Origin of the sequence: Streptomyces sp. NPDC093097 (genome assembly GCF_044754325.1) — a bacterium.
Classification (GTDB): domain Bacteria; phylum Actinomycetota; class Actinomycetes; order Streptomycetales; family Streptomycetaceae; genus Streptomyces.
Genome location: NZ_JBIVOW010000016.1, coordinates 150,412 through 174,795, shown reverse-complemented (window position 1 = coordinate 174,795; position 24,384 = coordinate 150,412). Strand labels below are relative to the sequence as shown.

The 24,384-nt window shown below is 71.8% G+C and carries 18 protein-coding genes; 8 read left to right on the top strand and 10 right to left on the bottom strand.

The features are described from left to right. Positions 1-99 precede the first annotated feature (99 nt). Together ACIQE0_RS25785 and ACIQE0_RS25780 are read left to right on the top strand one after the other, a co-directional pair. Positions 100-1,590, top strand: coding sequence for a purine-cytosine permease family protein (locus ACIQE0_RS25785; protein WP_402336439.1), 1,491 nt, complete (start codon positions 100-102; stop codon positions 1,588-1,590). A gap of 176 nt (positions 1,591-1,766) precedes the next feature. Continuing rightward, complete coding sequence (locus tag ACIQE0_RS25780; protein WP_402336436.1) at positions 1,767-2,300, top strand: type 1 glutamine amidotransferase domain-containing protein; 534 nt, start codon at positions 1,767-1,769, stop codon at positions 2,298-2,300. Between the two features lie 46 nt (positions 2,301-2,346). Here the strand turns inward: ACIQE0_RS25780 and ACIQE0_RS25775 are convergent, their stop codons facing one another. Further along, positions 2,347-2,979: a M15 family metallopeptidase gene (locus tag ACIQE0_RS25775; RefSeq protein ID WP_402336433.1), complete on the bottom strand. Its 633-nt coding sequence runs from the start codon at positions 2,977-2,979 to the stop codon at positions 2,347-2,349. A gap of 127 nt (positions 2,980-3,106) precedes the next feature. Continuing rightward, entirely contained in the window at positions 3,107-4,993 is a 1,887-nt protein-coding gene (gene treZ / locus ACIQE0_RS25770) for a malto-oligosyltrehalose trehalohydrolase (protein WP_402336430.1), read from the bottom strand. A gap of 177 nt (positions 4,994-5,170) precedes the next feature. On the opposite strand from treZ, the gene ACIQE0_RS25765 reads away from it, so the two are divergent. Next, positions 5,171-5,725, top strand: a complete 555-nt coding sequence (locus tag ACIQE0_RS25765; RefSeq protein ID WP_384104722.1) for an FHA domain-containing protein — start codon at positions 5,171-5,173, stop codon at positions 5,723-5,725. 172 nt (positions 5,726-5,897) lie between these two features. On the opposite strand, the gene treY is transcribed toward ACIQE0_RS25765, so the two are convergent. Together treY and glgX are read right to left on the bottom strand one after the other, a co-directional pair. Continuing rightward, on the bottom strand, positions 5,898-8,399 hold the full coding sequence (treY, locus tag ACIQE0_RS25760) for a malto-oligosyltrehalose synthase (RefSeq protein WP_402336426.1): 2,502 nt from the start codon (positions 8,397-8,399) through the stop codon (positions 5,898-5,900). A 355-nt stretch (positions 8,400-8,754) separates the two neighbouring features. Then, positions 8,755-10,965: a glycogen debranching protein GlgX gene (gene glgX, locus ACIQE0_RS25755; RefSeq protein ID WP_366331447.1), complete on the bottom strand. Its 2,211-nt coding sequence runs from the start codon at positions 10,963-10,965 to the stop codon at positions 8,755-8,757. A gap of 576 nt (positions 10,966-11,541) precedes the next feature. On the opposite strand from glgX, the gene ACIQE0_RS25750 reads away from it, so the two are divergent. Both ACIQE0_RS25750 and ACIQE0_RS25745 read left to right on the top strand, forming a co-directional pair. After that, positions 11,542-12,792 (top strand): SAV2148 family HEPN domain-containing protein, encoded by a 1,251-nt coding sequence (locus ACIQE0_RS25750; protein ID WP_366331448.1) that lies wholly within the window; start codon positions 11,542-11,544, stop codon positions 12,790-12,792. Positions 12,793-12,883: 91 nt separating this feature from the next. Next, positions 12,884-13,597 carry an exonuclease domain-containing protein gene (locus tag ACIQE0_RS25745; RefSeq protein WP_366331449.1) on the top strand — a complete coding sequence of 238 codons (714 nt, stop codon included), beginning with the start codon at positions 12,884-12,886 and terminating at the stop codon, positions 13,595-13,597. Between the two features lie 40 nt (positions 13,598-13,637). Here the strand turns inward: ACIQE0_RS25745 and ACIQE0_RS25740 are convergent, their stop codons facing one another. Continuing rightward, on the bottom strand, positions 13,638-14,525 hold the full coding sequence (locus ACIQE0_RS25740; RefSeq protein ID WP_402336421.1) for an aminoglycoside phosphotransferase family protein: 888 nt from the start codon (positions 14,523-14,525) through the stop codon (positions 13,638-13,640). Between the two features lie 180 nt (positions 14,526-14,705). On the opposite strand from ACIQE0_RS25740, the gene ACIQE0_RS25735 reads away from it, so the two are divergent. From ACIQE0_RS25735 to ACIQE0_RS25725, 3 genes are all read left to right on the top strand, one after another. Beyond that, positions 14,706-15,917 (top strand): macrolide family glycosyltransferase, encoded by a 1,212-nt coding sequence (locus tag ACIQE0_RS25735; protein WP_402336418.1) that lies wholly within the window; start codon positions 14,706-14,708, stop codon positions 15,915-15,917. A gap of 321 nt (positions 15,918-16,238) precedes the next feature. Continuing rightward, positions 16,239-17,450: a S8 family peptidase gene (locus tag ACIQE0_RS25730; RefSeq protein WP_366331452.1), complete on the top strand. Its 1,212-nt coding sequence runs from the start codon at positions 16,239-16,241 to the stop codon at positions 17,448-17,450. A gap of 341 nt (positions 17,451-17,791) precedes the next feature. Beyond that, entirely contained in the window at positions 17,792-18,880 is a 1,089-nt protein-coding gene (locus ACIQE0_RS25725) for a glycosyltransferase family 2 protein (protein ID WP_402336415.1), read from the top strand. A 91-nt stretch (positions 18,881-18,971) separates the two neighbouring features. Here ACIQE0_RS25725 and ACIQE0_RS25720 read toward each other — a convergent pair whose 3' ends face one another. The 5 genes from ACIQE0_RS25720 to ACIQE0_RS25700 all read right to left on the bottom strand — a co-directional run bounded on the left by ACIQE0_RS25720 (position 18,972) and on the right by ACIQE0_RS25700 (position 24,384). Continuing rightward, positions 18,972-19,742 carry a sirohydrochlorin chelatase gene (locus ACIQE0_RS25720; RefSeq protein ID WP_402336412.1) on the bottom strand — a complete coding sequence of 257 codons (771 nt, stop codon included), beginning with the start codon at positions 19,740-19,742 and terminating at the stop codon, positions 18,972-18,974. Between the two features lie 4 nt (positions 19,743-19,746). Next, complete coding sequence (locus ACIQE0_RS25715) at positions 19,747-20,883, bottom strand: ABC transporter permease (RefSeq protein WP_402336409.1); 1,137 nt, start codon at positions 20,881-20,883, stop codon at positions 19,747-19,749. Then, on the bottom strand, positions 20,870-21,667 hold the full coding sequence (locus ACIQE0_RS25710) for an ABC transporter ATP-binding protein (RefSeq protein WP_402336407.1): 798 nt from the start codon (positions 21,665-21,667) through the stop codon (positions 20,870-20,872). Before ACIQE0_RS25710 ends, ACIQE0_RS25715 begins: the two co-directional genes overlap by 14 nt. 34 nt (positions 21,668-21,701) lie before the next feature. Next, positions 21,702-22,811, bottom strand: coding sequence for an aliphatic sulfonate ABC transporter substrate-binding protein (locus ACIQE0_RS25705; RefSeq protein ID WP_402336405.1), 1,110 nt, complete (start codon positions 22,809-22,811; stop codon positions 21,702-21,704). A gap of 214 nt (positions 22,812-23,025) precedes the next feature. Continuing rightward, positions 23,026-24,384, bottom strand: a complete 1,359-nt coding sequence (locus ACIQE0_RS25700) for a sulfate adenylyltransferase subunit 1 (protein ID WP_402336402.1) — start codon at positions 24,382-24,384, stop codon at positions 23,026-23,028.

Here is a 24,384-nt window from a genome sequence, read left to right as displayed (position 1 = left end):
GCGCGGCGCCTAGTTTCACACCACCGCGGAATGCGCCGCCCCCCGGCGGCCGCCCGCGGTCTCCCCGCACTTTCCGTCGCCACGCCCGAGGAGTAACCCATGGATCCCACGGCACCCATGGAAGGCACGAGCGAGGGGCGAGGCTCCCGCGTGATCGAGGTCCGCTCCATCGACTACGTCCCCGTCCGCGAACGGCACGGGAAGGTGTGGCACCAGGGCCCCTTCTGGTTCACCGGCAACTTCGTGCTCACCACGATGGTCACCGGCTTCCTCGGCCCGGCCCTCGGCCTGAGCCTGCCCGCCTCCGTCGCCGCGGTCGTCCTCGGCGCCTGCTTCGGCACCTTCTTCATGGCCTTCCACGCCAACCAGGGGCCCCGGATGGGCCTGCCGCAGATGATCCAGTCGCGCGCCCAGTTCGGCATCCGCGGCGCGATCGTCCCGTTCGCCGCGGTGGTCTTCGTCTACGTCGGCTTCAACGTCTTCAACGTCGTGCTGGCCGCCCAGGGCCTGCGCACCGTCTTCCCCGGCGGCACCACCCTCTGGTACGTGCTGATCATCGGCGTCGCCCTCGTGCTCGCCGTCGTCGGCCACGACCTGCTCCACCTCGTCCAACGCTGGCTCACCTACGTCCTGATCGCGGTCTTCGGCGTGCTGACCGTCGGCGCGCTGATCCAGCTCGACCCGCACTCCGCGGCCGCCGCCGGGCACGCCGCACACAGCTCCTGGACGTCGTTCCTGGTCGTCTTCTCCGCCGCGGCCGGCTACCAGATCAGCTACGCCGTCTACGTCTCGGACTACTCCCGCTACCTGCCCCGCGACGTCTCCGCGCGCAAGGTCATCTGGTGGACCTACGCGGGCGCCGCCGGCTCCGCGGCCTGGCTGATGTCGCTGGGCGCCCTGCTCGCCTCGGCGCTGCCGCACCCCGACGCGATCAGCGGCATCCGCCAGGTCGGCAACGCGATCCTCCCCGGCTTCGGCACCTTCGCCGTCCTCGTCTCGTCCGTCGCCCTGGTCGGCATCATGGCCGTCAACGCCTACGGCGCCATGCTCACCACCACCAGCGCGGTCGACGCCTTCCGGAAGGTCAAGCCGACCGTCCGGATCCGGATCGCCGGCATCGTGGCCATCGGCCTGATCGTCTTCACCGTGGCGATGCTGCTCCCGGAGAACTACTTGGAGAGCTTCAACACCTTCGTGCTGATGATGCTCTACTTCCTGATCCCGTGGACGGCGGTCAACCTGGTCGACTTCTACTGGGTCCGGCGCGGCCACTACGCGGTCACCGCGATCTTCGACCCGTCCGGCATCTACGGCCGCTGGTCCTGGCGCGGTATCGCCGCCTACGTGGCGGGCTTCGTCGCCATGATCCCGTTCTTCGCCACGTCCTTCTACAGCGGTCCGGTCGCCAAGGCGCTGGGCGGCGCGGACCTCTCCTTCGTCCCCGGCCTGCTGGTCGGCGGCGGCCTGTACTACCTGCTCAGCCGCCACCTCGACCTGGCGGCCGAGGAGGCCGCGATCGCGGAGAGCGAGCGCGAGCTGGAGGGAGCCGACGCGGAGGAGGCGGCGGCCGCCGGGGCCTCCCGCGCCTGACGGACGGGGCGGCTGCTCATCCGCGGCGCACCAGCGGATGAGCGGCCCCGTTCATCCCGTTATGGTCGGTCGGTAGGGGGAGACCCCGCCGGCCGATCGGCGTTTTCGCGACCGATGGGTGGGCGGGCGACCGGCCGGCGAAGGGAAGTGAGCACCCCATGCAGGTGGAGCACCCCATGCAGGTGGCTTTTCTGGTGGCCCCCGCGGGCGTCGAGCAGTCCGAGCTGACCGAGCCCTGGCGGGCGGTCGACGCCGCGGGCGGCACCCCCACACTGATCTCCACCAGGTCGGGCCGCATCCAGGCGTTCCACCACCTCGACAAGGCCGACACCTTCCCCGTCGACCTGACCGTGGACGCCACGTCCATCACGGACTTCGACGGCCTGGTCCTCCCGGGCGGCGTGGCCAACCCCGACGCGCTCCGCCTCGACAAGGGCGTCGTCTCCCTCATCGCGTCCTTCTTCACGGCCGGCAAACCGGTCGCGGCCATCTGCCACGCCCCCTGGATCCTCATCGAGGCCGACGTGGTCCGCGGCCGCACCCTCACCTCCTGGCCCAGCCTGCGCACCGACATCCGCAACGCCGGCGGCGAGTGGGTCGACCGACAGGTCGTCGTCTGCACCAAGGGCCCCAACACCCTCGTCACCAGCCGCAAGCCCGGGGACTTGGACGCGTTCTGCGCGACGTTGACCAAGGAGTTCGCGCGATAGCGGGGCTCCGCGCGGCTGCCGGGGCCGGGGCTTCTCCCCTCGACCCTCAGACCGGTCCGTAGACCGCCGCCGCTGCGCCGGTGAGCAGTGCCCAGTAGCGGTCGCCGTACGACCAATGCCACCACTCGCTCGGGTAGTTGACGAATCCGGCGTCGGTCAGGGCCCGGGCCAGGAGGGCGCGGTTCCGCTGTGCGGTGTCCGAGAGGCCCGGGGCGTGGAGTGGGCAGAGCCGCTCGGCGCCCGTGCGGTGTCCGTTGACCGGGCAGCCCATGTCCAGCTCGACGCCCCGGGCGTCCACGAGCGTCAGGTCCAGGGCGGCCCCCGCGCAGTGCGGGGCCACCTCGACCGGTGAGACGAACGCGGCGGCCCGGCGCCGGACTTCCGCGGGGTCGGTGTGGCCCGCGGCGCGCACGCGGTCCTCGTAACGGGCGAACCGCCTGGCCTGCTCGGCGCCGCTGCGGTGGCCCTCGATGACGAGGAGGCCGACGCCCTCCGGCAGCGCGGCCGCGGCCGTCCGCAGGCGGGCGCAGACACCGGTCCGCGCCCGCCCGTACGCCCCGGTCGCGTCCCGCTCCCGCGGATCCAGCGTCACGGGCGCGAGCGCGGCGACCTCGGCGAGGGGCTCACCGCAGTCCCGGACCGGGACCCGCGCCACCTTGGGATCGCTCAGCGAGATCATGCGTGGGGGATTCTCTTTCTCTGAATTCATGGATTGTGATTCAGGGGGAATTTCCTTGCCCTGCAACGGTGTTGAGGACTCGCAGGGGGCGAACACACCCCCTAGGGAACATCCCCCACCTCCACCCCTACCCCGCCCCTCTCTCCACCCCAGCCCCCACCCCAACCGCCTCAACCACCACCGCCGACTCCCCACCCACCCGCAGCACCCCATCACCCTCTGGGAGACAGGGACCCGGCCACCCAGCCAGCGCGCGGAAGCCGGTCGTGCCGGTCGTGCCGGTCATGCCGGTCGCGTCAGGCGAGGCGACCGGAATGGCGGCGATCGTGCCGGGCGGCGCGAGATTGACGGCCAGGTGGAGCGGCCCCCGGCGGAGCAGGAGCCAGCGGGCGTCCTCGTCGTGGGCGACGTGGGTGACGTGGGTGACGTGGGTGACGTGGGTGTGGGACGGGTCGGGGTCGGTCAGGGCCGGGTGGGTGCGGCGCAGGCTGAGCAGGGTGCGGTGCCAGGACAGCAGGGCGGCGTGCGGTTCGGTGGTCGGTTCGGTCCAGTTCAGGACGCAGCGGTCGCGGGTGGCCGGGTCCTGTGGGTCGGGCCAGTCGGCGCCGAGGTGGGTATCGGGCGCGGCGGCGGCGCCCTCCTGGGCGGCGAACTCCCGCCGCCGGCCGGCCCGTACCGCCTCCGCCAGCTCCGGGTCCGGGTGGTCGGTGAAGTACTGCCAGGGGGTGCGGGCGCCCCACTCCTCGCCCATGAAGAGCATCGGGGTGAAGGGGGAGCAGAGCACCAGCGCGGCGGCGCAGGCCAGCAGGCCGGGGGAGAGGGTGGCGGTGAGGCGGTCGCCGTGGGCGCGGTTGCCGATCTGGTCGTGGGTCTGGGCGTAGGCGAGGAGGCGGTGCGGTGGGGTCGTCCGCAGGTCGAGGGGGGCGCCGTGGCGGCGGCCGCGGAAGCTGGAATGGGTGCCGTCGTGGAAGAAGCCGGCGGTGAGGGTCTTGGCGAGGGCGGTGAGCGGGGCGCGGGCGAAGTCGGCGTAGTAGCCGTGGGATTCGCCGGTCAGCGCGGTGTGCAGGGCGTGGTGGAAGTCGTCGTTCCACTGGCCGTGCAGGCCCAGGCCGCCGCTCGCCCGGGGGGTGGTGGTGCGCGGGTCGTTGCGGTCGGATTCGGCGATGAGGAAGAGCGGGCGGCGCAGTTGGGCGGCGAGGGCGTCCACGGTGGCGGAGAGTTCGGCCAGGAAGTGCTGGGCGCGGTCGTCGTGGAGGGCGTGCACGGCGTCCAGGCGGAGTCCGTCGATCCGGTAGTGCCGCAGCCACCCGAGGGCGCTCCCGATGAGGTAGTCGCGGACCTCGTCGGAACCGGGGGCGTCGAGGTTGACGGCCGCTCCCCAGGGCGTGTGATGGGTGTCGGTGAAGTACGGGCCGAACTCCGGCAGATGGTTGCCGGACGGGCCGAGGTGGTTGTGGACGACGTCGAGGACGACGCCGAGCCCGTGGCCGTGCGCGGCGTCCACGAACCGCTTCAGCCCGTCGGGACCGCCGTACGGTTCGTGCACCGCCCAGGGGGCGATCCCGTCGTAGCCCCAGCCGTGCCGGCCGGGGAACGGGCACACCGGCATCAGGGAGACATGGGTGATGCCCAGGTCGGCGAGGTGGCCGAGGCGGGCCGCGGCGGCGTCGAAGGTGCCCTCGGGGGTGAAGGTGCCGATGTGCAGTTCGTAGAGGACGGCGCCGGGGAGGGGGCGGCCGGGCCAGGGGTGCCGCCAGGGGAACCGGGCGTGCTCGACGACCGCACCGGGGCCGCCGGGGCCGTCCGGCAGCCGGGCGGCGCGCGGGTCGGGCCGGGGTGGGCCGCCGTCGAGCCGGAAGGCGTAGCGGTCGCCGTCGCGGGCGGTCGCCTCCGCGCGCCACCAGGTGGGCCGGTCGGGGTCGCGCTCCAGGGGGACCGGCGGCTCGCCGGACCGGTCGCCGGCCCACTGGAGGGCGACCCGCCCGGCGTCCGGCGCCCATACCTCGAACAGCACGGCTGTCCTCCCTCGTCGCTCTTGGTCGTTCTTCGACGTTCCGGCCCGGCGGTCTCCCGGTCCGGCGGCCGCTCCCTGACGACGAAAGCACGCCGCGGACCGGGACGAAAGGACGTGGTGCGGCGGGGCTTCGACATCGCCTGGACACCGACTCGTTGCAGGCCAGACAATTGCGCCATGACTTCGCTCCAGTTCCCCGCGCGGCCTTCGGACGCCGACCGGGAACGCGCCCTTGAGCTGCTGCGCGAAGGCGCGGCGCAGGGACGACTGTCCCAGGACACCTTCCTGCGCCGGCTGGAACTGGTCCTGAGCGCCCAGCACCAGTCCGAACTGGAACTGGTCACGGCCGACTTGGAGTGCCGCGGCAAGGTCCAGGGACTGGTGCTGCGGATGGTCGGCCGGGCGTCGGCGTTCAACCTCCGGGTGCGCAGGGCCTGGCGCACGGAGCGGCTGCCGAAGCTGCTGCTGCCCGAGCCCGGGCCGTTCCCGCTGCTGATCGGGCGGTCCCCGGGCGTCGGCCTGCGGCTCAACCACGAGACGGTCTCCCGCAACCACGCCGAGCTGCGCAGCGAGGGCAAGGGCTGGATGCTGCGCGACCTCGGTTCCACCAACGGCACCTGTGTCAACGGCCGCCGGCTGGTGGGCGAGATAGCGGTCGGGCCCGGCGACCACATACGGTTCGGGCAGGTGGACTACGTCCTGACGGAACGGCAGGAGCCGACGGAGCGCTGAGGGGCCGGCGGACCTGAGGGCGCGCCGAGGGATCCGCCGTGGCGTCGGGACATCACGGTCTTCTCGCGCGTCGAACTGACCGGCGCGGCGGCGGAGTTCACCGCTCTCCCACGGGAGTGGGGCGCCGCAGCCGAGATCTGACCCGCCGCCCCTTGGGGCCGCAGTGGGGCCCCTACTCCCGTACGAGCAGCGCCACCGGCCACTGCGTCAGCAGGGTGTCCACGGCGACCGCCCTCCCGCCCGGCAGCGTGCGGCCGGTCAGCGCCTCGCGCCAGGTGCCGCCCGCGGGCAGTCGCAGCATGGTGTCCCACCAGCCGCCGGTCTCCCGCAGCCGCAGCGACAGCCGGGTCACCGCCGTCACCACTCGCCCGGTGCGGACGAAGGCCACGCAGTGCTCGGCCGCGGGGCCCTCCGCGACCAGCGGTGCGTACGACGCGGCGGCGCCGAACCACTCCGGGCGGGCCCGCCGCAGCCGCAGCGCGGTCGCCGTCAGCAGCAGCTTCTCCGCGGACGGGTCGGCCGGTGCGGCATGGGCGTCGAGCTCGGCGCGCAGCGCCGGATCGAAGTGCGGGGGCCGGCGGTTGTCCGGATCGACCAGCGCCGCGTACTCCCGCTCGGTGCCCTGGTAGAGGTCGGGCACCCCCGGCATGGTCAGGTGCAGCAGCGTCGCGCCCAGTACGTTGGCCCGGATGTGCGGTGCCATCTCCGCGTCCAGCGCGGCCAGTTGACCGGTCGCCGGACCGCACGGACCGCTGCGGACGAACTCCGCCACCCGCTCCTCGTACACCGCGTCCGGCTCCGTCCAGGACGTGCGCAACCCGGCCTCCCGCACGGCCTTGAGGACCGCGGGCGCGAGCCTCTCCCGGCCGTCGTCGGATGGTGTCCCCGTCGCGGAGGGGTTGTCGGCGGCGGACGTGCCCAGGCCGAAGGCGGTCTGCCAGGCCGTCCACGCCACCATCGGATCGACCGGAACCACATCGTCCGCGACCTCCCTCCCGTCCGTCACCGCGCCCAGCACGTCCCGCCACCGGTCCGGGCACTCCGACAGCACCGCGATCCGCGCCCGCACATCGGCGCTGCGCTTGGTGTCGTGCGTGGAGAGGACCGTGCCGCTCTCCGGCCAGTCCCGCTGCATCCGCGCGCAGTACTCGTGGAACGTCTCGGGCCCCAGCGCCGGTTCCCCCGGATCGCCCCCGACTTCGCACGCCGACAGCAGCACCGGATAGCGGTAGAAGGCGGTGTCCTCAACGGACTTGGCGTGCAGCGCGGAAGCGGTCTGCGCGAACCGCGCCGCGAAGCCCGCGACATCGGGGTCCGGCGACCCGTCCCCACCGCCCCTGCCGTCCTCGCCGTACGGGAACCGCCCCAGCGCCAGATCGTGGACCAGATCCACCGCCGCGGCCTCCTCCGGCACCCGGAAGGTGGCCCGGGCCCGCTCCGCCGCCCTGCCCAGCATCACCGTGTCCGCCGCCGCCCGCGCGGCGTCCGTGGCGTCCCCGGCGTACGGCCGGTAGACCGGCAGCCGCACCAGGAGTTCGCGCACGGCCTGCCGCAGCGCCCATGGTGCGTGGTCGCCCGGCCGGGGCACCCGTCCGCTGATCCGGGCCGCGGTCCGCACCAGCCGCGCGACCTCCGCCGCCAGCTCGTGCTCGACGACCTCGTACGCGGCCCGGCGCACCGTCTCCTCCCAGTCGCCGCCCTCGTCGGCCAGCGGGGTGACGAAGTCGCGGTAGTGCGAGAACAGCCGGCCGGCGCCCTGCGGGCAGACGAACAGCCCGTCGATGTGGCGGAGCGCGTCATAGCCGGTGGTGCCCGCGCACGCCCAGCCCTCCGGCAGCCGCTCGGCACCGGTGAGGATCTTCTCCACCACCGTCCAGCACCCCTTGGTGCCGGCCCGCAGCCGCGCCAGATAGCCGCCGGGATCCACCAGCCCGTCCGGGTGGTCGATCCGCAGCCCGTCGACGACCCCCTCCCGGATCAGCCGCAGCACCGTCCGGTGCGTCGCGTCGAACACCTCCGGATCCTCGACGCGGACCCCGATCAGCTCCGAGATGGTGAAGAAGCGCCGGTAGTTGAGCTCGGTGCGGGCCAGCCGCCACCAGGCGAGCCGGTACCACTGCGCCTCCAACAGGTGCTCCAGAGGCAGCCGCTCCGTACCGGGACGCAAAGGGAACCTCTGCTCCCCGTAGCGCAGCAGTCCGCCCTCCACCCGGAGGCGGGGCAGCTCGTCGCCGATCCGCCCCTCCAGGAGGGGCAGCAGCAGCCGCCCGCCGTGCCCGCCGTCCCAGTCGATGTCGAACCAGCGCGCGTACCGCGATGCGGGTCCGTCGCGCAGCACCTCCCACAGCGGCCCGTTCAGCGACAGCGGCGCCGGCACCGCCATGTGGTTGGGGACCAGGTCGACGACCAGACCGAGGCCGTGTGCCCGGGCCGTCGCCGCCAGCGCCCGCAGCCCGTCCTCGCCGCCCAGTTCGGCCCGTACGGCGCTGTGGTCGGTCACGTCGTATCCGTGGCCGGACCCCGGCACCGCCTCCAGTACGGGCGAGAGGTGCAGATGGGACACGCCGAGCGCGGCGAGGTAGGGGACGGCCCGCTCGGCGGCGGCGAACGGGAAGTCCGGCTGGAGTTGCAGCCGGTAGGTGGCGGTCGGCGACGGACTCGAAGGCTGCCTCATGGGAACACCCGTACCCCGCCCACGGCCCGTTCTGTCATCGGGTTGCGTCATCCCGGGGTGCCCCTCCCCTCGTGCCTTCGTCCGAATGGGGCGACCGGCCCGCGGCAGCGCTTCGTACGGACCGTCGGTACGGGGCGTGCCGATGAGGCGGATGGCTGCTGGTGAGGACCGCTGACGCCTCCCCCTGCCGCCGCGCACGTGCCCCGAGCAGCCCGTCGCCGCCCGTGGTCCCCTCCCGGGGGCGGCTGCGGACCGTCCTGTGCCGGCTCGGTGGCGTGCCGGCGGTGGCCGAGACGAGCGGGTGGTGCACCGCGGCGGTCCTGGTGGACGCCAGGAGGACCCGGCCGGGAACCGCTCAGGCCGGCCGCTGGAGTACCAGCAGGCTCCGTCCGACCAGCGTCAGCCGGTCGCCGCCCTTGACCTTGGCGCCTCGGCCGTCCGCCGGCGCCGCCGGCCGGTCGGTGTCCACGACGACCTGCCACTGCCGGCCCAGGTGCTCCGGAACCGTGAACTCCTGCTCCTGGTCATGGGCGTTGAACATCAGCAGGAACGAGTCGTCGGTGACCGGCTCGCCGCGCGGCCCCGGTTCCGAGATCGAGCTCCCGTTGAGGAAGACCGTCAGCGACTTGGCGTGCACCGACTGCCAGTCGCGCGTCCCCATCTCCGCGCCGGCCGCGGTGAACCAGGCGATGTCGGAGAGCTCGTCGTGGGTGCCCTCCATCGGGTGCCCCTGGAAGAACCGCCGCCGCCGGAAGACCGGGTGGTCCCGCCGCAGCCACACCATCTGCCGGGCGAACGCCAGCAGCGCCAGCTCCTCCTCCCGCCCGGTCGCCACCTGCCTTCCTTCACTCCCACCGGCCTCGTCCGCCACCTCCTCCCGGCCGGTATCGCACGTCCCGCCGGTGCCCTGCGCCCCCTGCTGCGGCCACCGCACCCAGGTCAGCTCGCTGTCCTGGCAGTACGCGTTGTTGTTGCCGCCCTGGCTGCGCCCGAACTCGTCGCCGTGGCTGAGCATCGGCACGCCCTGCGACAGCATCAGCGTGGCGAGGAAGTTCCGCATCTGCCGCATCCGCAGCCGGCGCACCGCGGGGTCGTCGGTCGGCCCCTCGGCCCCGCAGTTCCACGAGCGGTTGAAGCGTTCGCCGTCCCGGTTGTCCTCGCCGTTGGCCTCGTTGTGCTTGTCGTTGTACGAGACCAGATCGCGCAGGGTGAAGCCGTCGTGGCAGGTGACGAAGTTGACCGAGGCGAGCGGCCGCCGCCCGTCCTCCTGGTAGAGGTCCGAGGAGCCGCTCAACCGGGACCCGAAGTCCGCCAGGGTGCGCGGCTCCCCGCGCCACAGGTCCCGCACGGTGTCCCGGTACTTCCCGTTCCACTCCGTCCACAGCGGCGGGAAGTTCCCCACCTGGTAGCCGCCCTCCCCGACGTCCCACGGCTCGGCGATCAGCTTCACCTGGCTGACCACCGGGTCCTGGTGCACCAGGTCGAAGAACGACGACAGCCGGTCCACCTCGTGGAACTGCCGCGCCAGCGTCGCCGCCAGGTCGAACCGGAACCCGTCGATCCGCATCTCCTGCACCCAGTAGCGCAGCGAGTCCATCACCAGTTGGAGCACGTGCGGACTGCGCATCAGGAGGGAGTTCCCGGTGCCCGTGGTGTCGGTGTAGTAGCGGCGGTCGTCCGACAGCCGGTAGTAGGAGGCGTTGTCCAGCCCCCGGAAGGAGAGCGTCGGCCCCAGGTGGCTGCCCTCGGCGGTGTGGTTGTAGACGACGTCGAGGATGACTTCGATACCGGCCCGGTGCAGGGCCCGGACCGCGGTCTTGAACTCCAGCACCTGCTGCCCGCGGTCCCCCCAGGACGCGTAGGCATTGTGCGGGGCGAAGAACCCGATGGTGTTGTAGCCCCAGTAGTTGGTCAGTCGGGCGTCCACCAGCCGGTGGTCCTGGACGAACTGGTGCACCGGCATCAGTTCCAGGGCCGTGACCCCGAGCTTCGTCAGATGGTCGATGATCGCCGGGTGCGCCAGCGCCGCGTAGGTGCCGCGCAGTTCCTCGGGGAGCTCCGGGTGGCGCATCGTCAGGCCCTTGACGTGGGCTTCGTAGAGCACCGTCTCGTGGTAGGCGGTCCGCGGGGGGCGGTCGTCGCCCCAGTCGAAGTAGGGGTTGACCACCACCGACGCCATGGTGTGCGGCGCCGAGTCGAGGTCGTTGCGGACCTCCGGGCGGCCGAAGTGGTAGCCGTAGACCGCCTCGTCCCAGTCGATCACGCCGCTCATCGCCCGCGCGTACGGGTCGAGGAGGAGCTTGGCGGAGTTGCAGCGGTGCCCGTGCTCGGGCTCGTAGGGGCCGTGCGCCCGGAAGCCGTAGCGCTGCCCCGGCATCACCCCCGGCAGATACGCGTGCCGTACGAAGGCGTCGGACTCGCGCAGCTCGACGGCGGTCTCCGACCCGTCGTCGTGCAGCAGACACAATTCGATGCGCGAGGCGGCTTCGGAGAACACCGCGAAGTTGGTGCCCGCACCGTCGTAGGTGGCACCCAGCGGATACATCTGTCCCGGCCAGACCTGCATGCGTTGTCTCTTCCACTTTCTCTACGGGGCGGCGGCGACTCCACGACACACATCCGCGGACCGAATCGGAATCCTTTCCCCAACGTGTCCCAACTTGCCTGATAGCGGGAGATTTTCGCGTGAACTCCGCTCGATGGTGGTTCGCCTTCGGCGATATCGGATTGTCGTATCGGGGGGTGAATGGGGCGGCGATTGCGGCCGGTGGGCGGCGCGGGAAGGACGGGTGCGAGCGACGGGCCGGTGCAGGTACCCCAAAAGCGTCTTCTCTTCCACGGACTACAGCAAATGTGCGCAGTTCGCCAGGGACAACCAGGCCAATCGGTGCGCTCGTGCCGAACCGGACGCCTGGGGTGATGTCAACGGTGCGTCGCCGGAACACCCCATCGCGTGGGCCGGAATCGATCCCCGGCCCCCGTGCGGCTATGAAACCGCTCACTCCGGCCGCGCTTTCCGGCCGCAACCGGCAGTATGGGTAAGGGGAGTTGGCAACCGACTCGACCCGTCCTGCTGCACCGCCCCCCGCGCCGCAGTAGTCTGCCTTGATCGTTGGCACGGGGGTTCGGAAGGCGGTGGCAGGTGAGCGGCGGGCTGGAGTTGCCCCCTGGTGACGAGAGTCATGAGGGCCAGGAGGGCGGCTCCGTGGACGCACCGCCCGGCACGGTATCCCTGGCCCGACCGCTGGAGATCGGTGCGGAACTGGACTGGGGAGCCGACGCCTGGAGCGAGGTACGCACCCGGGCCCGCCGGGCCGGACGCGCCTATATCTGGCTGAATCTCGTCGAGCAGCGCCTGCGCGCCGTCGTCGCCGCCGTCCTGCGCCCCATCTACGAGCCGGTGCACGGCGACGAATGGGTCATCGCGGCCGCCGGACCGGCGGGCCAGGAGTGGGTCCAGCGCGCCGTCGCGGTCCGCGAGGTCAGCCGCCGCAAGGGCTACCTCCTCGACCCCGCCGACGACAACATCGTCAGCTTCCTGACGCTGCCGCAGCTGCGCGAGCTCATGGTCCAGCACTGGCCCTGCTTCGAGCCCTACGTGGACGACCGCCGCGAGGTCGAGCTGGTCCTCGACGAGCTGGAGGTCGCCCGCAACATCGTCTCCCGCAACCGCGCACTGTCCGAGACCGTCCTGGCCCAGGCCGAGCGGGCCTCCGCCCGTCTCCTGGACATCCTCGGCTCGGGGGCCGGCACCCGTATTTCCGGACGGCTGCCCATCGACGCCGTCGAGGACCTCGTCGGCGACCGCTACGCCGACGTCGTCGGGGTGCACCCCGACCGGGTCCGGCTCCAGCGCCAGCTGCCCGCCGAGGACCTCTTCGGCGGCGCCCGCCGCCTCGACGCGGTGGGCATAGGACTCAACCTCCTCGTGCAGAACTACTCCGGCCGCCGGCTGGTCCGGCTCGCCGAGTCCGGCTGCCGGGTGCGGCTGCTCTTCCTCAACCCGGCCAGCAGTGCGACCCGCCGCCGGGAGCGCGAAATCGGCCTCAAAAAGGGCGAGATGAGCCGCTCGATCGAGATGAACATCCTGCACATGCGACGGGTCCGGGCCCGCCTGCGGGACCCCGGCGCCTTCGAGATCCAGGTCTTCGACGAGACCCCGCGCTTCACCGCCTACCTCGTCGACGGCGACGGACCCGACGGGATAGCCGTCGTCCAGCCCTACCTCCGCAAGAGCCGCGGCATGGAATCGCCGGTGTTCGTGCTGCGCGGGGGCAGCCGCGAGGTGGTCCGCCAGGCGGACCGCGACGGCGGGGACGGCGACCACGGACTCTTCGAGATCTACCGCGAGGAGTTCGAGAGCGTCTGGGCCGACTCCCGCCCGGTCTCCTGAGCCGGCCCGGGCACCGGCGGCCCGGGGCGTTGTCAGTGGTGCGTGCGAGAGTGGTCGCAGCACGGGGGAGGTACCACCGAACGGAGGCCGCATGAGCTGGCATCAGGAGCTGCTGGTCAGCTTCGACCTGGAGACCACGGGCACCGACATCGAGCACGACCGCATCGTCACGGCCGCGCTGCTCCGCCTGGAGGGGGACGGCACGGTCGCCGGACGGCAGTCCTGGCTGCTCGATCCCGGCGTGCCGATTCCGGACGAAGCCGCGGAAATCCACGGCATATCGACCGCCCACGTCCAAGCGCACGGCCGCCCGCCGGCCAGTGCCATAGAGGAGATCACCGAGGCGCTGGCCGAGGCCTTCCGCGCGGACATCCCGCTGGTGGTGATGAACGCCCGCTACGACCTCTCGCTCCTCGACCGCGAGTGCCGCCGCCACGGCCTGCCGACGCTGACCGAGCGCCTGGGCCACCCGCCCGCCCCGGTCATCGACCCGCTCGTGCTGGACAAGCACGTGGACCGCTACCGCAAGGGCCGCCGCGCACTCCAGGCGCTCTGCGGGCACTACGGCGTGCCCCTGGACGGTGCGCACGAGGCGGGCGCCGACGCGGCGGCCGCGGCCGGGGTCGCCCGCCGCATAGGCGAGAAGTATCCGGCCGTCGCCCTGCCGTCCCCGCGCGATCTGCACACCCTCCAGGAGCAGGCCGCGGCGGAGCAGGCCGCCTCGTTCCAGGCGTATCTGCGCCGCTCCGGCAACCCCGAGGCGATAGTCGAGCCGGCCTGGCCGCTGATCCCGTATCAGCGCTGAGGGGCGCGGCCCCTCCAGGCCGGCCGGCTGCGGCGCGCGGTCAGAACGGGTACCACCGCACCGCGGTGTCCTTCTCGCGCAGTGAGGCGATCCGGCGCCGGAATTCCTTGAGCGCCGCCGGGTTCCCGGGCGCGTGCTGGGAGACCCAGGCGCAGCTCGCCGTCTCCCGGGAGCCGCGCAGGACGGAGCATCCCTCCCAGTCCCGGACGTCCCAGCCGTAGACCGACACGAAGGTGTCGTAGGCGTCCGCGCCCAGCCCGTAGCGGTCCCGGCTCAGCGCCATCACCACCAGGTCGTGCTCGCGCAGGTCCGAGGAGAAGGTCTCCAGGTCGACCAGCACCGGCCCCTCGGGCCCGACATGGACGTTGCGGGTCAGCGCGTCGCCGTGGATCGGCCCGCGCGGCAGATGCGGCTCCAGCGCCGTGGCGGCCAGTGCGAACGCGTCCCGGCGCCCGCGCAGATACTCCGCGTCCGCCGGCGACACGGCATCGCCGGCCAGCCGCAGCCAGCGCTCCACACCGTCCAGCAGCTCGCGCCGGGGGAGCGCGAACGGCGGCTCGGGCAGCGCGTGGACGAGCTTCAGCAGCGCCGCGAGGTCCTGTGGCCCGGCCGGCCGGGCGGCCTCCGGGAGCTGCTGCCAGTACGTCACGGGGTGCCCGTCGACGAGCCGGGCGACCGGCTCCGCGGCCCGCACCGCCGGCACCCCCTCGGCCGCCAGCCACTGCGCCACGGCCAGTTCGCGCTCGGCGCGCTCCAGCAACTCCGGGCTGCGCCCCACCCGTACGACCGGGCCGTGTCCGCCGAGGGCGAAGACGGCGTTCTCGCCGAGCGCGAGGAGCCGGGCGTCGGCCGCCGCCTCGGCGTGCCCGGCCGCGGCCAGCACGTCGCGAGCGCGCGCCTCGGTGAAGGCGGGGCTGGTGTTGGTCATCGAGTGCCTCCTGCGATGCGTTCTCCCGCCCAGTCTCCCAGGTGCCCGGATCCGCCGAGGGGCGCCTCCACCCTTCACCGGAACTGCGCTGCCGGCCGGCGCAGTTGACCCCCGTCGCGGCCCGGGGTGGCGACTTTTCGTTGTTGCACGATACGTATCGTCTCGCTTAATGTCCTGGGCATGCCTCAGCACCCCCTGCGCATCGCCATGTTCGGCACCCCGGCACACGGGCACATCCAGCCGAACCTCGACGTCATCCGCGAACTGGTCGACCGCGGCTACCGCGTCACCTACGCCGTACCGGCCGCCTTCGCCGACCTGGTCGCCACCACCGGGGCGGAACCCCGCCTGTGGACCTCCGTCCTGCCCACCGACGAGAACCCGGAGGTCTTCGGCACCGAACCCCTCGACCACCTCGAACCGTTCCTCGACGACGCCGTCCAGGCACTGCCGCAGCTCGCCGCGGCCTACGAGGGCGACACCCCCGACCTCGTCCTCCACGACAGCGCCTCGTTCCCGGCCCCGCTGCTCGCCCACCGGTGGCAGGTCCCCGCCATCCAGCTGACCCCGCACATCGTCGCCTGGGGTGACTACGAGGAGGGGGGCGGCAAGGCGATGCGGGAGGAGCTGCTCCGCTCCGAGCGCGGCCGCGCGTACTACGCGCGCTTCCGGGCCTGGCTGGACGAGCACGACATGACGAGCGTCGCCGAACCCGACTTCCTGGCCGCCCGGCCCGCTCGCGCCCTGGTCCTGATCCCGCGGGCCATGCAGCCGAACGCCGACCGGGTCGACCCCTCGGTCTTCACCTTCGTCGGCACCTGCCAGGGCGACCGCTCCGCACAGGGCGACTGGCGGCGCCCGGCCGCGCTCGCGCCGGACGTCAAGGTGCTCCTGGTCTCCCTGGGGTCGGTGTTCACCGACGCGCCGGACGTCTACCGCGCCGCCGTCGAGGCGTTCGGCGGGCGGCCGGACTGGCATGTGGTGCTGCAGATCGGGAAGTTCACCGACCCGGCGGTGCTCGGCGAGGTGCCGGACAACGTCGAGGTGCACACCTGGGTCCCGCAGCAGGCGGTCCTCCGGCAGGCGGACGCGTTCGTCACCCATGCCGGGATGGGCGGCAGTCAGGAGGGCCTGGCGCACGGGGTGCCCATGGTGTGCGTACCGCAGGCCGCCGACCAGTTCATGAACGCGGGCACGCTGGAATCCCTGGGGGTCGCCCGGCAGTTGCCGAAGGGGGAGGTGACCGGCGAGGCGCTGGGGGAGGCGGTGCGCGGATTGCTGGACGATCCGGAGGTGGCCGAGACGCTCCGCCGGATCCGCGCGGAGATGGAGGGCGAGGGTGGCAGCCGGCTGGCCGCGGACCTCATCGAGGCTCAACTTCCGGTGCGGTAACCGCCAATATGTCCTCTGTGTGGCGTGGGACTGGGGCAGTAGGGCAGTTGAATATGAAAATGAGGCGTCAACTATTCCCCGGCATTGCGGGAATGTAAACGCAGGTCGAGCGGCGCTTTGTCAACTTGGCTGATTACTTTGACCGGTTCTCAACCCTTTTTACATTTCTGCAAGGTTGTTGTGTATCTCACAAGACCCGGCTCCGCTTGAATTGCCCCCGTCAATCCGACAGGGTTTCGAACCAGCCCGGCGGAGCTCTTTCGCTCCCCCCGGGCTGTTCGTAACGCTTCCCCCCACACCACGAACGAGGAGAACCCTCGCATGGCACATAAGCGTTCCAGCAAGAAGCGGCTCATCACGGCGATATCCGCCGCAGTGGCTGCCACTGGGATCGCCGCCGTCACCGCGGTCACCGCGGGCGCGTCGCCCGCCGCCGAGGGCAAGGTCTACGGTGCCGAAGCCAAGGGCGCCGTCAAGGGCAGCTACATCGTGCTGCTGAAGAAGTCCGCCTCGATCCACGCCGCCGAGAGCGGCAACCTCGCCTCCAAGTACGGCGGCAAGGTCAAGCGGACCTTCACCTCCGCCATCGACGGCTTCTCGACCACCGGGATGTCCGACGAGGACGCCAAGCGCCTCGCCGCCGACCCGGCCGTCGACAAGGTCGTCCAGAACCACACGTTCCGTGCCAACGCCACCCAGGCCAACCCGCCGTCGTGGGGCCTGGACCGCATCGACCAGGCCGACACCAAGGGTGACGGCAAGTACACCTACCCGGACAGCGCGGGCGAGGGCGTCACCGCCTACGTCATCGACACCGGTATCCACATCAGCCACAAGGACTTCGGCGGTCGCGCGTCGTACGGCTTCAACGCCATCGACAACAGCGACAAGGCTGAGGACGACAACGGCCACGGCACCCACGTCGCCGGCACCATCGGCGGCACCGCCCACGGCGTGGCCAAGAAGGTCAAGCTGGTCGCCGTCAAGGTCCTCGACGGTCAGGGCTCCGGCTCGACCGAGCAGGTCGTCGCGGGCATCGACTGGGTCACCAAGAACCACAAGGGTCCCTCGGTCGCCAATATGTCGCTCGGCGGCGGCGCCGACGAGGCGCTCGACGCGGCCGTGAAGAAGGCCATCGACTCCGGTGTCACCTTCGGTGTCGCGGCGGGCAACGAGTCCGTGGACGCGGGCCAGAGCTCCCCGGCGCGCGTGAAGGAGGCCATCACCGTGGCCTCCAGCACCAAGGACGACCAGCAGTCCGACTTCTCCAACTACGGCAGCGTCGTCGACCTCTACGCTCCCGGCTCCGACATCACCTCGGACTGGAACACCAGCGACGACGCCACCAAGACCATCTCCGGTACGTCGATGGCGACCCCCCACGTCGTGGGTGCCGCCGCGGTCTACCTGGCCGACCACAAGGACGCCAAGCCGGCCGACGTGGAGAAGGCTCTGGTCGACGGTGCCACGCCCGACAAGATCAGCAACCCGGGCCAGGGCACGCCCAACAAGCTGCTGAAGATCGTGAAGTAACCGACCGGAACACTCGGTCTCGCACGCCGGTCGTCGCGCTCACCCCCATGGGGCGCGGCGGCCGGCGTCGCCGTGTTTCCGGGGTGTCGGTGTGCCCTGGCCCCTCGCGCCAACGGGCCTTCCGCCACGCCAACGGCCATGCCTTCGCGTCAACACGCCTTCCCTCGGGTCGAGTTATCCACAGGAGGCTTCCTCCGAAACCGTGGACCGCCGAGCGTGGCTACCGTCAACGACATGCACGGAGTCACGCCGTTCCTCGGCATCAGCACCATCGTCTACGCAGTCATCGGAGTGTGCTGCGCCATCGTCGGCGCGGTCCGCACGACACGGGGGAGCCTGCCATGCACACCGTCACCGTCATCGTCCCGGCCCACAACGAAGAGGACGGCCTGCCGGCCACGTTGGAATCCCTGGCCCGGCAAACGGTCCCACCAAACCGCATCCTGGTCGTCGACGACGCCTCGACCGACCGCACGGGCGAGGTAGCCGCCGCACACGGCGTCACGGTGCTCCGCCCGCCGAGCAACCTCGGCAGCAAGGCCAAGGCACAGAACTACGCGCTCCCGCGGTGCACCACCGACCTCGTCCTGGCCGTCGACGCCGACACCGTCCTCGCCCCCGACTACATCGAGCGCATCCTCCCGGTCTTCGACGACCCCGGTGTCGCGATCGCCGCGGGCATGGTCCGCACCCGCCACACCCGCACGGTCTGGGAGCGCGGCCGCTCCACGGAGTATCTCTTCGGGTTCCACTTCCACCGGCCCATCCAGGCGCTCGCCAACAGCCCCATGGTGTGCTCGGGTTGCTGCTCGGTCTTCCGGCGCGACGCACTGATGGCCTTCGGCGGATTCCCCGAGCGGACCATCGTCGAGGACATGGACTACACCTGGTCCCAGCAGATCGCCGGCCGCCGCGCGGTCTACGTCTCCGACGCGGTAGCCCTCGCCGCCGACCCGGAGAACCTCACCTACTTCCGCAAACAGGTCAAACGCTGGATGGCCGGCTTCTGCCAGAACGTCCGGCTGCACGCCGGCCCGCTGATCCTCCGCAAACCCCTGCTCGCGGTATGGGTGGTGCTCGCCCTCGTGGAGATCCTCACCGCACCCCTGTGGTGGGCCACCCCCTTCGTGGCGACCATGGCGACCGGCGCCTCACCACCGACCGCCCTCGCCTGGTGGGCCGGAGTCGACATCGCCCTGACGGTGCCGGTACTGGCGTACGCCGCCCGTCGCCGCAGACTCCCGCTGGCGGGCGTGCTGGTCGACATCCCCTTCGCCTACGTCACCAAGGCCGTCAACGTCGTCTATGCCTGGCGGGCCCTGTTCGTCGAACTCCTGCTGGTTCCCCTGCACTTGTCGCGGGGCCTCACGGTCTACGAGAAGGGGCGCGCGGACGCGCCCGTGGGGAGGAAGGTGCCCGTGGCGACGTAGTCGGGCCCGCTGCGGAGGGGCGATTTGCCGACCGCGGGGGCGCTACCCCGTCGGGATGCTCCTTCGGGATGCCTGTTCGGGCCGCCCGTGCTCAGGCCGTGAGGGCCGCCATGTCGCCTCGGGTGCAGGCCCTCGCCGCCTGGTCGTAGCGCCGTAGGAGCAGGCGGGCCAGTTCGGGGGCGTCGCCGAGCACCGGGGCGAGGATGTCGGCGCGCGCCTCGCGGGCGCCGGCGGCGATCCGGTCCGGCAGGAAGCCCGGCGCGATGACATACGGGGCGACGGCCACCCGCTTGACGCCGTCGGCCCGCAGGGCCCGTACGGCGTCGGCCGTGCGGGGAAGAGAAGCGGAGGCGAACGCAGGTCGCACGGCACACCATTGAGCGGTGCGCCGCCACTCCCGCGCGATTTCAGCGATCACTGCGATCGCCTCCGGGTCTGAGGAGCCCGCCGAGGCCAGGACGACCCCGGTCGAGCGGTGATCGGCGGGCCGCAGCCCGGCCTCCTCCAGCCGGCGCTCCAACGCACCGGTCAGGAGGAACGAGGGGCCGAGCACCTCGGCCTGATGGACGGTCAACAGGGGCAGCCGTGCGGCGGCCCCCCGCAGCACCGCAGGAATGTCGGACTTCGCGTGGAAGGCGCGAGTGAGGAGGAGCGGAAGCGCCACCACGTTCCGTATGCCGTCCGCCGCCAGGCGTTCCAACACCCGGGGCACCTGGGGCGCGTTGAAGTCGAGATAGCCGACCTCCACCCGCAGCCCCGGACGCAGCAGCCGGACCCGCGCACACAGCGCGGAGACGGTCGCGGCGTGCCGAGGGTCGCGGCTGCCGTGGGCGATGACGAGGAGCGTGGGGCGTGTGTCCATGGGGTCAGCTCTTGACGAGGAGGCCGCGGCTGCGCAGCACCCGGCGTTCGATCGGGGCGAAGATCAGCAGCTCGATGCCGATACCGACGATCAGGATCAGCAGGATCGCGGACAACACCCAGGACATGTCCTGGAGTTCGCGGCCCTGTTCCAGGAGTTGGCCCAGGCCGGTGCCGAGATCGGGGGCGCTGACGATGAGTTCGGCGGCCATCAGGGACCGCCAGGAGAACGCCCAGCCCTGCTTGAGCCCGGCGAGATAGCCGGGCAGCGCGGCGGGGAGCAGCACATGGCGGACGCCGGCCAGGCCGGTCGCGCCGATGGTGCGGCCGGCACGGAGATAGAGGGGGGATATCTGGTCGACACCGGACACCAGCCCGTTGGCGATGGAGGGGACGGCGCCGAGCAGCACCACCGCGTAGATGGTGGCGTCGCTCAGCCCGAACCAGATGATCGCCGCCGGGACCCACGCCACCGACGGGAGGGACTGAAGTCCGCTCAGGATCGGCCCGATCGCGGACCGGATGGGCTTGATACGGGCCACGATCAGCCCGAGCACAGTGCCGAGGACGACGGATGCCAGGAAGCCGAGGGCGCCACGGGAGACGCTGGTCCACACGAAGCTCAGCAGGGTGCCTTCGAGCCACTTCTGCTGGAGCGAGCGGAAGACGTCGAGCGGGCTCGGCAGCAGGTAGTGCGGCTTGAGCTGGAAGTGGTAGGCGAGCTGCCACAGCCCCAGCACCAGCACGATCGCGATGAGGGGAGGGACCGCCTTTGACAGCACGGTACGCAGCCACGGCTGCCGGGAGACCACGGTGGAGTCCAGGGCGTCGAGCCCGGCCTCCAGACCGGCGAGGTCGCCGGCGGTGGTGGGGGATTGCGCGGGGGACGATGCGGGAGTTGGAACGTCGGTCGCCGTTCCGGCGGTGGCCCCGGTGGTGCGCTCGGCGTCCGCCGCACCCGTGGCACCGCCCGTTGAGCCTCCAGCGGAGTCGCCCGAGGAGCCGCCCGTGCTGCCGGCGCCGTCCGCCGAGTCGCCCGTCGTATCGGTGGCCGGGGCGGCGGTCGAGTCGGCGGACGGTCCGGTGGAAGCGTGGCCGGACTGTTCCGTGGTGGACGAGGTGCTGGTCTCAGTGCTGGCCATGGCGGCGGATCTCCCCACGGAGCTGTTCGGTGATCTCGATGGACAGGTCGGCGACCGCGGAGTCCTCGATGCGGCGCGGCTGGGGGATGTCCACCCGCCACTCCCTGGCGACCCGGCCGGGGCGGGAGGAGAGCAGCACGACCCGCTCCCCGAGCCGCACCGCCTCGCGGACGTTGTGGGTGACGAAGAGGACCGACACGTTCGTCTCGTGCCAGATCCGGGTCAGCTCGTCGTGCAGCACATCGCGCGTGATCGCGTCGAGCGCGGCGAACGGCTCGTCCATCAGCAGCAGTTGGCTGTCCTGGGCGAGCGCACGGGCCATCGCCACCCGCTGGCGCATGCCGCCGGACAGCTCGTGCACCCGCTTGCCGTACGCGCCCTTGAGGCGGACGAGTTCCAGCAGCCGTTCGGCCTCGTCGCGGCGCTCCGCGCGCGGCGCCCCGCGCAGCCGCAGCGCCAGTTCGATGTTGCGGCCCGCGGTCAGCCACGGGAACAGCGCGTGCTCCTGGAACATCAGCGCCGGCCGGCCGCCGGGCGTCTCGATGGTGCCGGCGGACGGCTCGTCCAGACCGGCCACGAGGCCAAGGAGGGTGGACTTGCCGCACCCGGAGGCCCCCAGAAGGCAGACGAACTCGCCGGGGGCGACGTCGATGCTGATGTCGTCCAGCACCTGCGGTGCGCCGGCGCGGCCGAACGACTTCGAGACATGGTGGATACGAGCGGCGTACGGACCGGCGGTGCCGGCGTCCACCGGGGCGGGCTTGGTGAGCGTGCTGGTCGTCATCGGTGTCACCTCCTGGGAGATCGGGGGACCGGGGTCAGTTGCCGCCGAGGCCGGCGTCGTCGACCGGTGGCTTGCCCTCGGACTTGAGCACCTTGTTCAGCAGGGTGAGGTCGTAGATGCCCTTGAGGTCGGGCTTCTTCAGCAGCCCCGCCTGGACGGCGTGGTCCGCCTCCTCCTGGAGCGTGGCGGCCAGCGGGTCGTCGGTGACGTCGACGTTCTTGAACGCCGGGTCGATGACGTCGTCCGGGAGGGCCTTACCGGTGATCGCCGGGTCGGCCAGCTTGTCGTTGAGCGCCTTGACCGCCTCGGCGGGATGCGTACGGATCCAGGCGTTGGTCGCCACCGAGGCACGCAGCACCGCCTCCACGGCCTTGGGGTGCTCCTTGAGGAAGCGCTGCGAGACGATCATGTTGGTGATGACGAACTTGCCGTCCTTCCACAGCTTCTTCTCGTCCAGCAGCGCCTTGCCGCCCGCGGCGACCAGCTTGGACGCGGTGGGTTCGGGGACCCAGGCGCCGTCGATGGTGCCCTGTTGGAAGGCGGTGGGGGTCACCTTGTTGTCGGTGCGCTGGACGGTGACGTCACCCTTGCCGGAGGTGGCGTCGACCGTGTAGCCCTTCTGGGAGAGGAAGTTCAGCAGGGCGACGTCCTGGGTGTTGCCCAGCTGCGGGGTGGCGATCGTCTTGCCCTTGAGGTCGTCCAGGCCCGTGATCTTCTTGGGGTTGACGATCAGCGAGACCCCGCCGGAGGCCGAACCGGCAATGATCTTCAGGCTCTTGCCGTGCGACTTCACATAGCCGTTGATCGCGGGGGAGGGGCCGATCCAACCGATGTCGATGGCACCGGAGTTGAGCGCCTCGATCTCGGCGGGGCCGGCGTTGAAGACCGAGGACTTCACCGCCGTGCCGCCCAGTTCCTTCTGGAACCGGCCCGTCTGGAGCCCGATCAGCGGTGTCGCGTGGGTGGTGTTGCCGAAGAACCCGATCCTGACCTCGTCGAGCCCGTCGACCTTCGGCCCCTTCGGGGTGACGGTGGCCGCGGTGTCCTTCTTGGCCTGGGAGCCGTAGCCGCAGGCCCCCAGCGCGACGGTCAGCAACGGGACGGTGGCGGCGGCCGCCAGGAGGCGATGACGAACGGCAGACACGGCAGGTGTTCCTCTCGGAAGGCCGGGGGAGCGCGCGCCTGTCTACGGCGCGCCCGGCGCGATGGTGGATCGTCGGAAGGAGGACATGGGGGGCACGGAGGCGGGCATGGTCAGCACGCACATCGGCCGACTCCGCCCTGGCCGCTGCCCAGTGCGCCGCTGCCGACGCGGCCGCCCTCCTTGGCGAAGGTCGAGAAGACGTCCCTGAGCATGATCAGAAGTCCCATCCCTCGTCGTCCGTCGCAGCCTCCGCCACGGGGGCCGCCCCCTCCGCGAACGCGGTGCCGGCCATGCCCGCGGTCAGCGTGGTGCCGTCCGCCGGGTCGATCAGCAGGAAGGAGCCGGTGCGCCGGGAGTCCGCGTAGGCGTCCAGCGCCAGCGGTTCGGCGGTGCGGACGCGGATGCGGCCGATGTCGTTGGCGGCCAGCCCGTCCGGGACCGGGTGCTGGGAGAGGTCGTCCAGGGCCAGTCGGGACGGGATCTCCTTGACGATCGCCTTGACGGTACGGGTGGTGTGCTTGAGCAGCACCCGCTGTCCGACGGTCAGCGGCCGGTCGGCGACATGGCAGACGGTGGCCTCGACGTCCTGGGTGGTCGACGGCGCCGCGGCGGCCGGGACGATCAGGTCGCCGCGGGAGACGTCGACGTCGTCGGCGAGCCGCAGGGTCACCGACTGCGGTGCCCAGGCGACGTCCACGCTCTGGCCGAGCGCGTCGATCCCCTCGACGGTGCTCCGCCGGCCGGACGGCAGCACGGTGACGGCGTCGCCGACGCGCAGCACACCGGAGACGATCTGGCCCGCGTAGCCGCGGTAGTCGGGGTGTTCGGCGGTCTGCGGGCGGATGACGTACTGGACCGGGAAACGGGCCGGGTCCTGTGACGGATCGGCGACCACCGGCACGGTCTCCAGGTGCTCCAGCACCGTCGGGCCGCCGTACCAGTCCATGGCGGCCGACGGCGTCACGACGTTGTCCCCGGCCAGCGCCGAGATCGGAATGGCGGTGATCTCCGGCACCCCGAGCGAGCCGGCGTAGGCGGTGAACTCCTCGGCGATGGCGGCGAAGACGGACTCCTGGTAGTCGACCAGGTCCATCTTGTTGACGGCCAGGACGACATGCGGAACCCGCAGCAGGGCGGCGACCGCGGCGTGCCGGCGGGTCTGCTCGACCACGCCGTTGCGCGCGTCGACCAGGACGACGGCCAGCTCCGCGGTGGACGCGCCGGTCACCATGTTCCGGGTGTACTGCACATGCCCGGGGGTGTCGGCGAGGATGAAGCGGCGCCGCGGGGTGGCGAAGTAGCGGTAGGCGACGTCGATGGTGATGCCCTGCTCGCGCTCGGCGCGCAGCCCGTCCGTCAGCAGCGCCAGGTCCGGCGCGTCCTTCCCGCGGCTGCGGGAGGCGTGTTCGACGGCCTCCAACTGGTCGGCGAGGACCGACTTGGAGTCGTGCAGCAGCCGGCCGACCAGGGTCGACTTGCCGTCGTCCACGGAACCGGCGGTGGCGAAGCGCAGCAGCGAGGTGGCGCCCGAGTCCAAGGCCCCGTCCACGGGGGCGGTGTTGGTCGTGCTCAT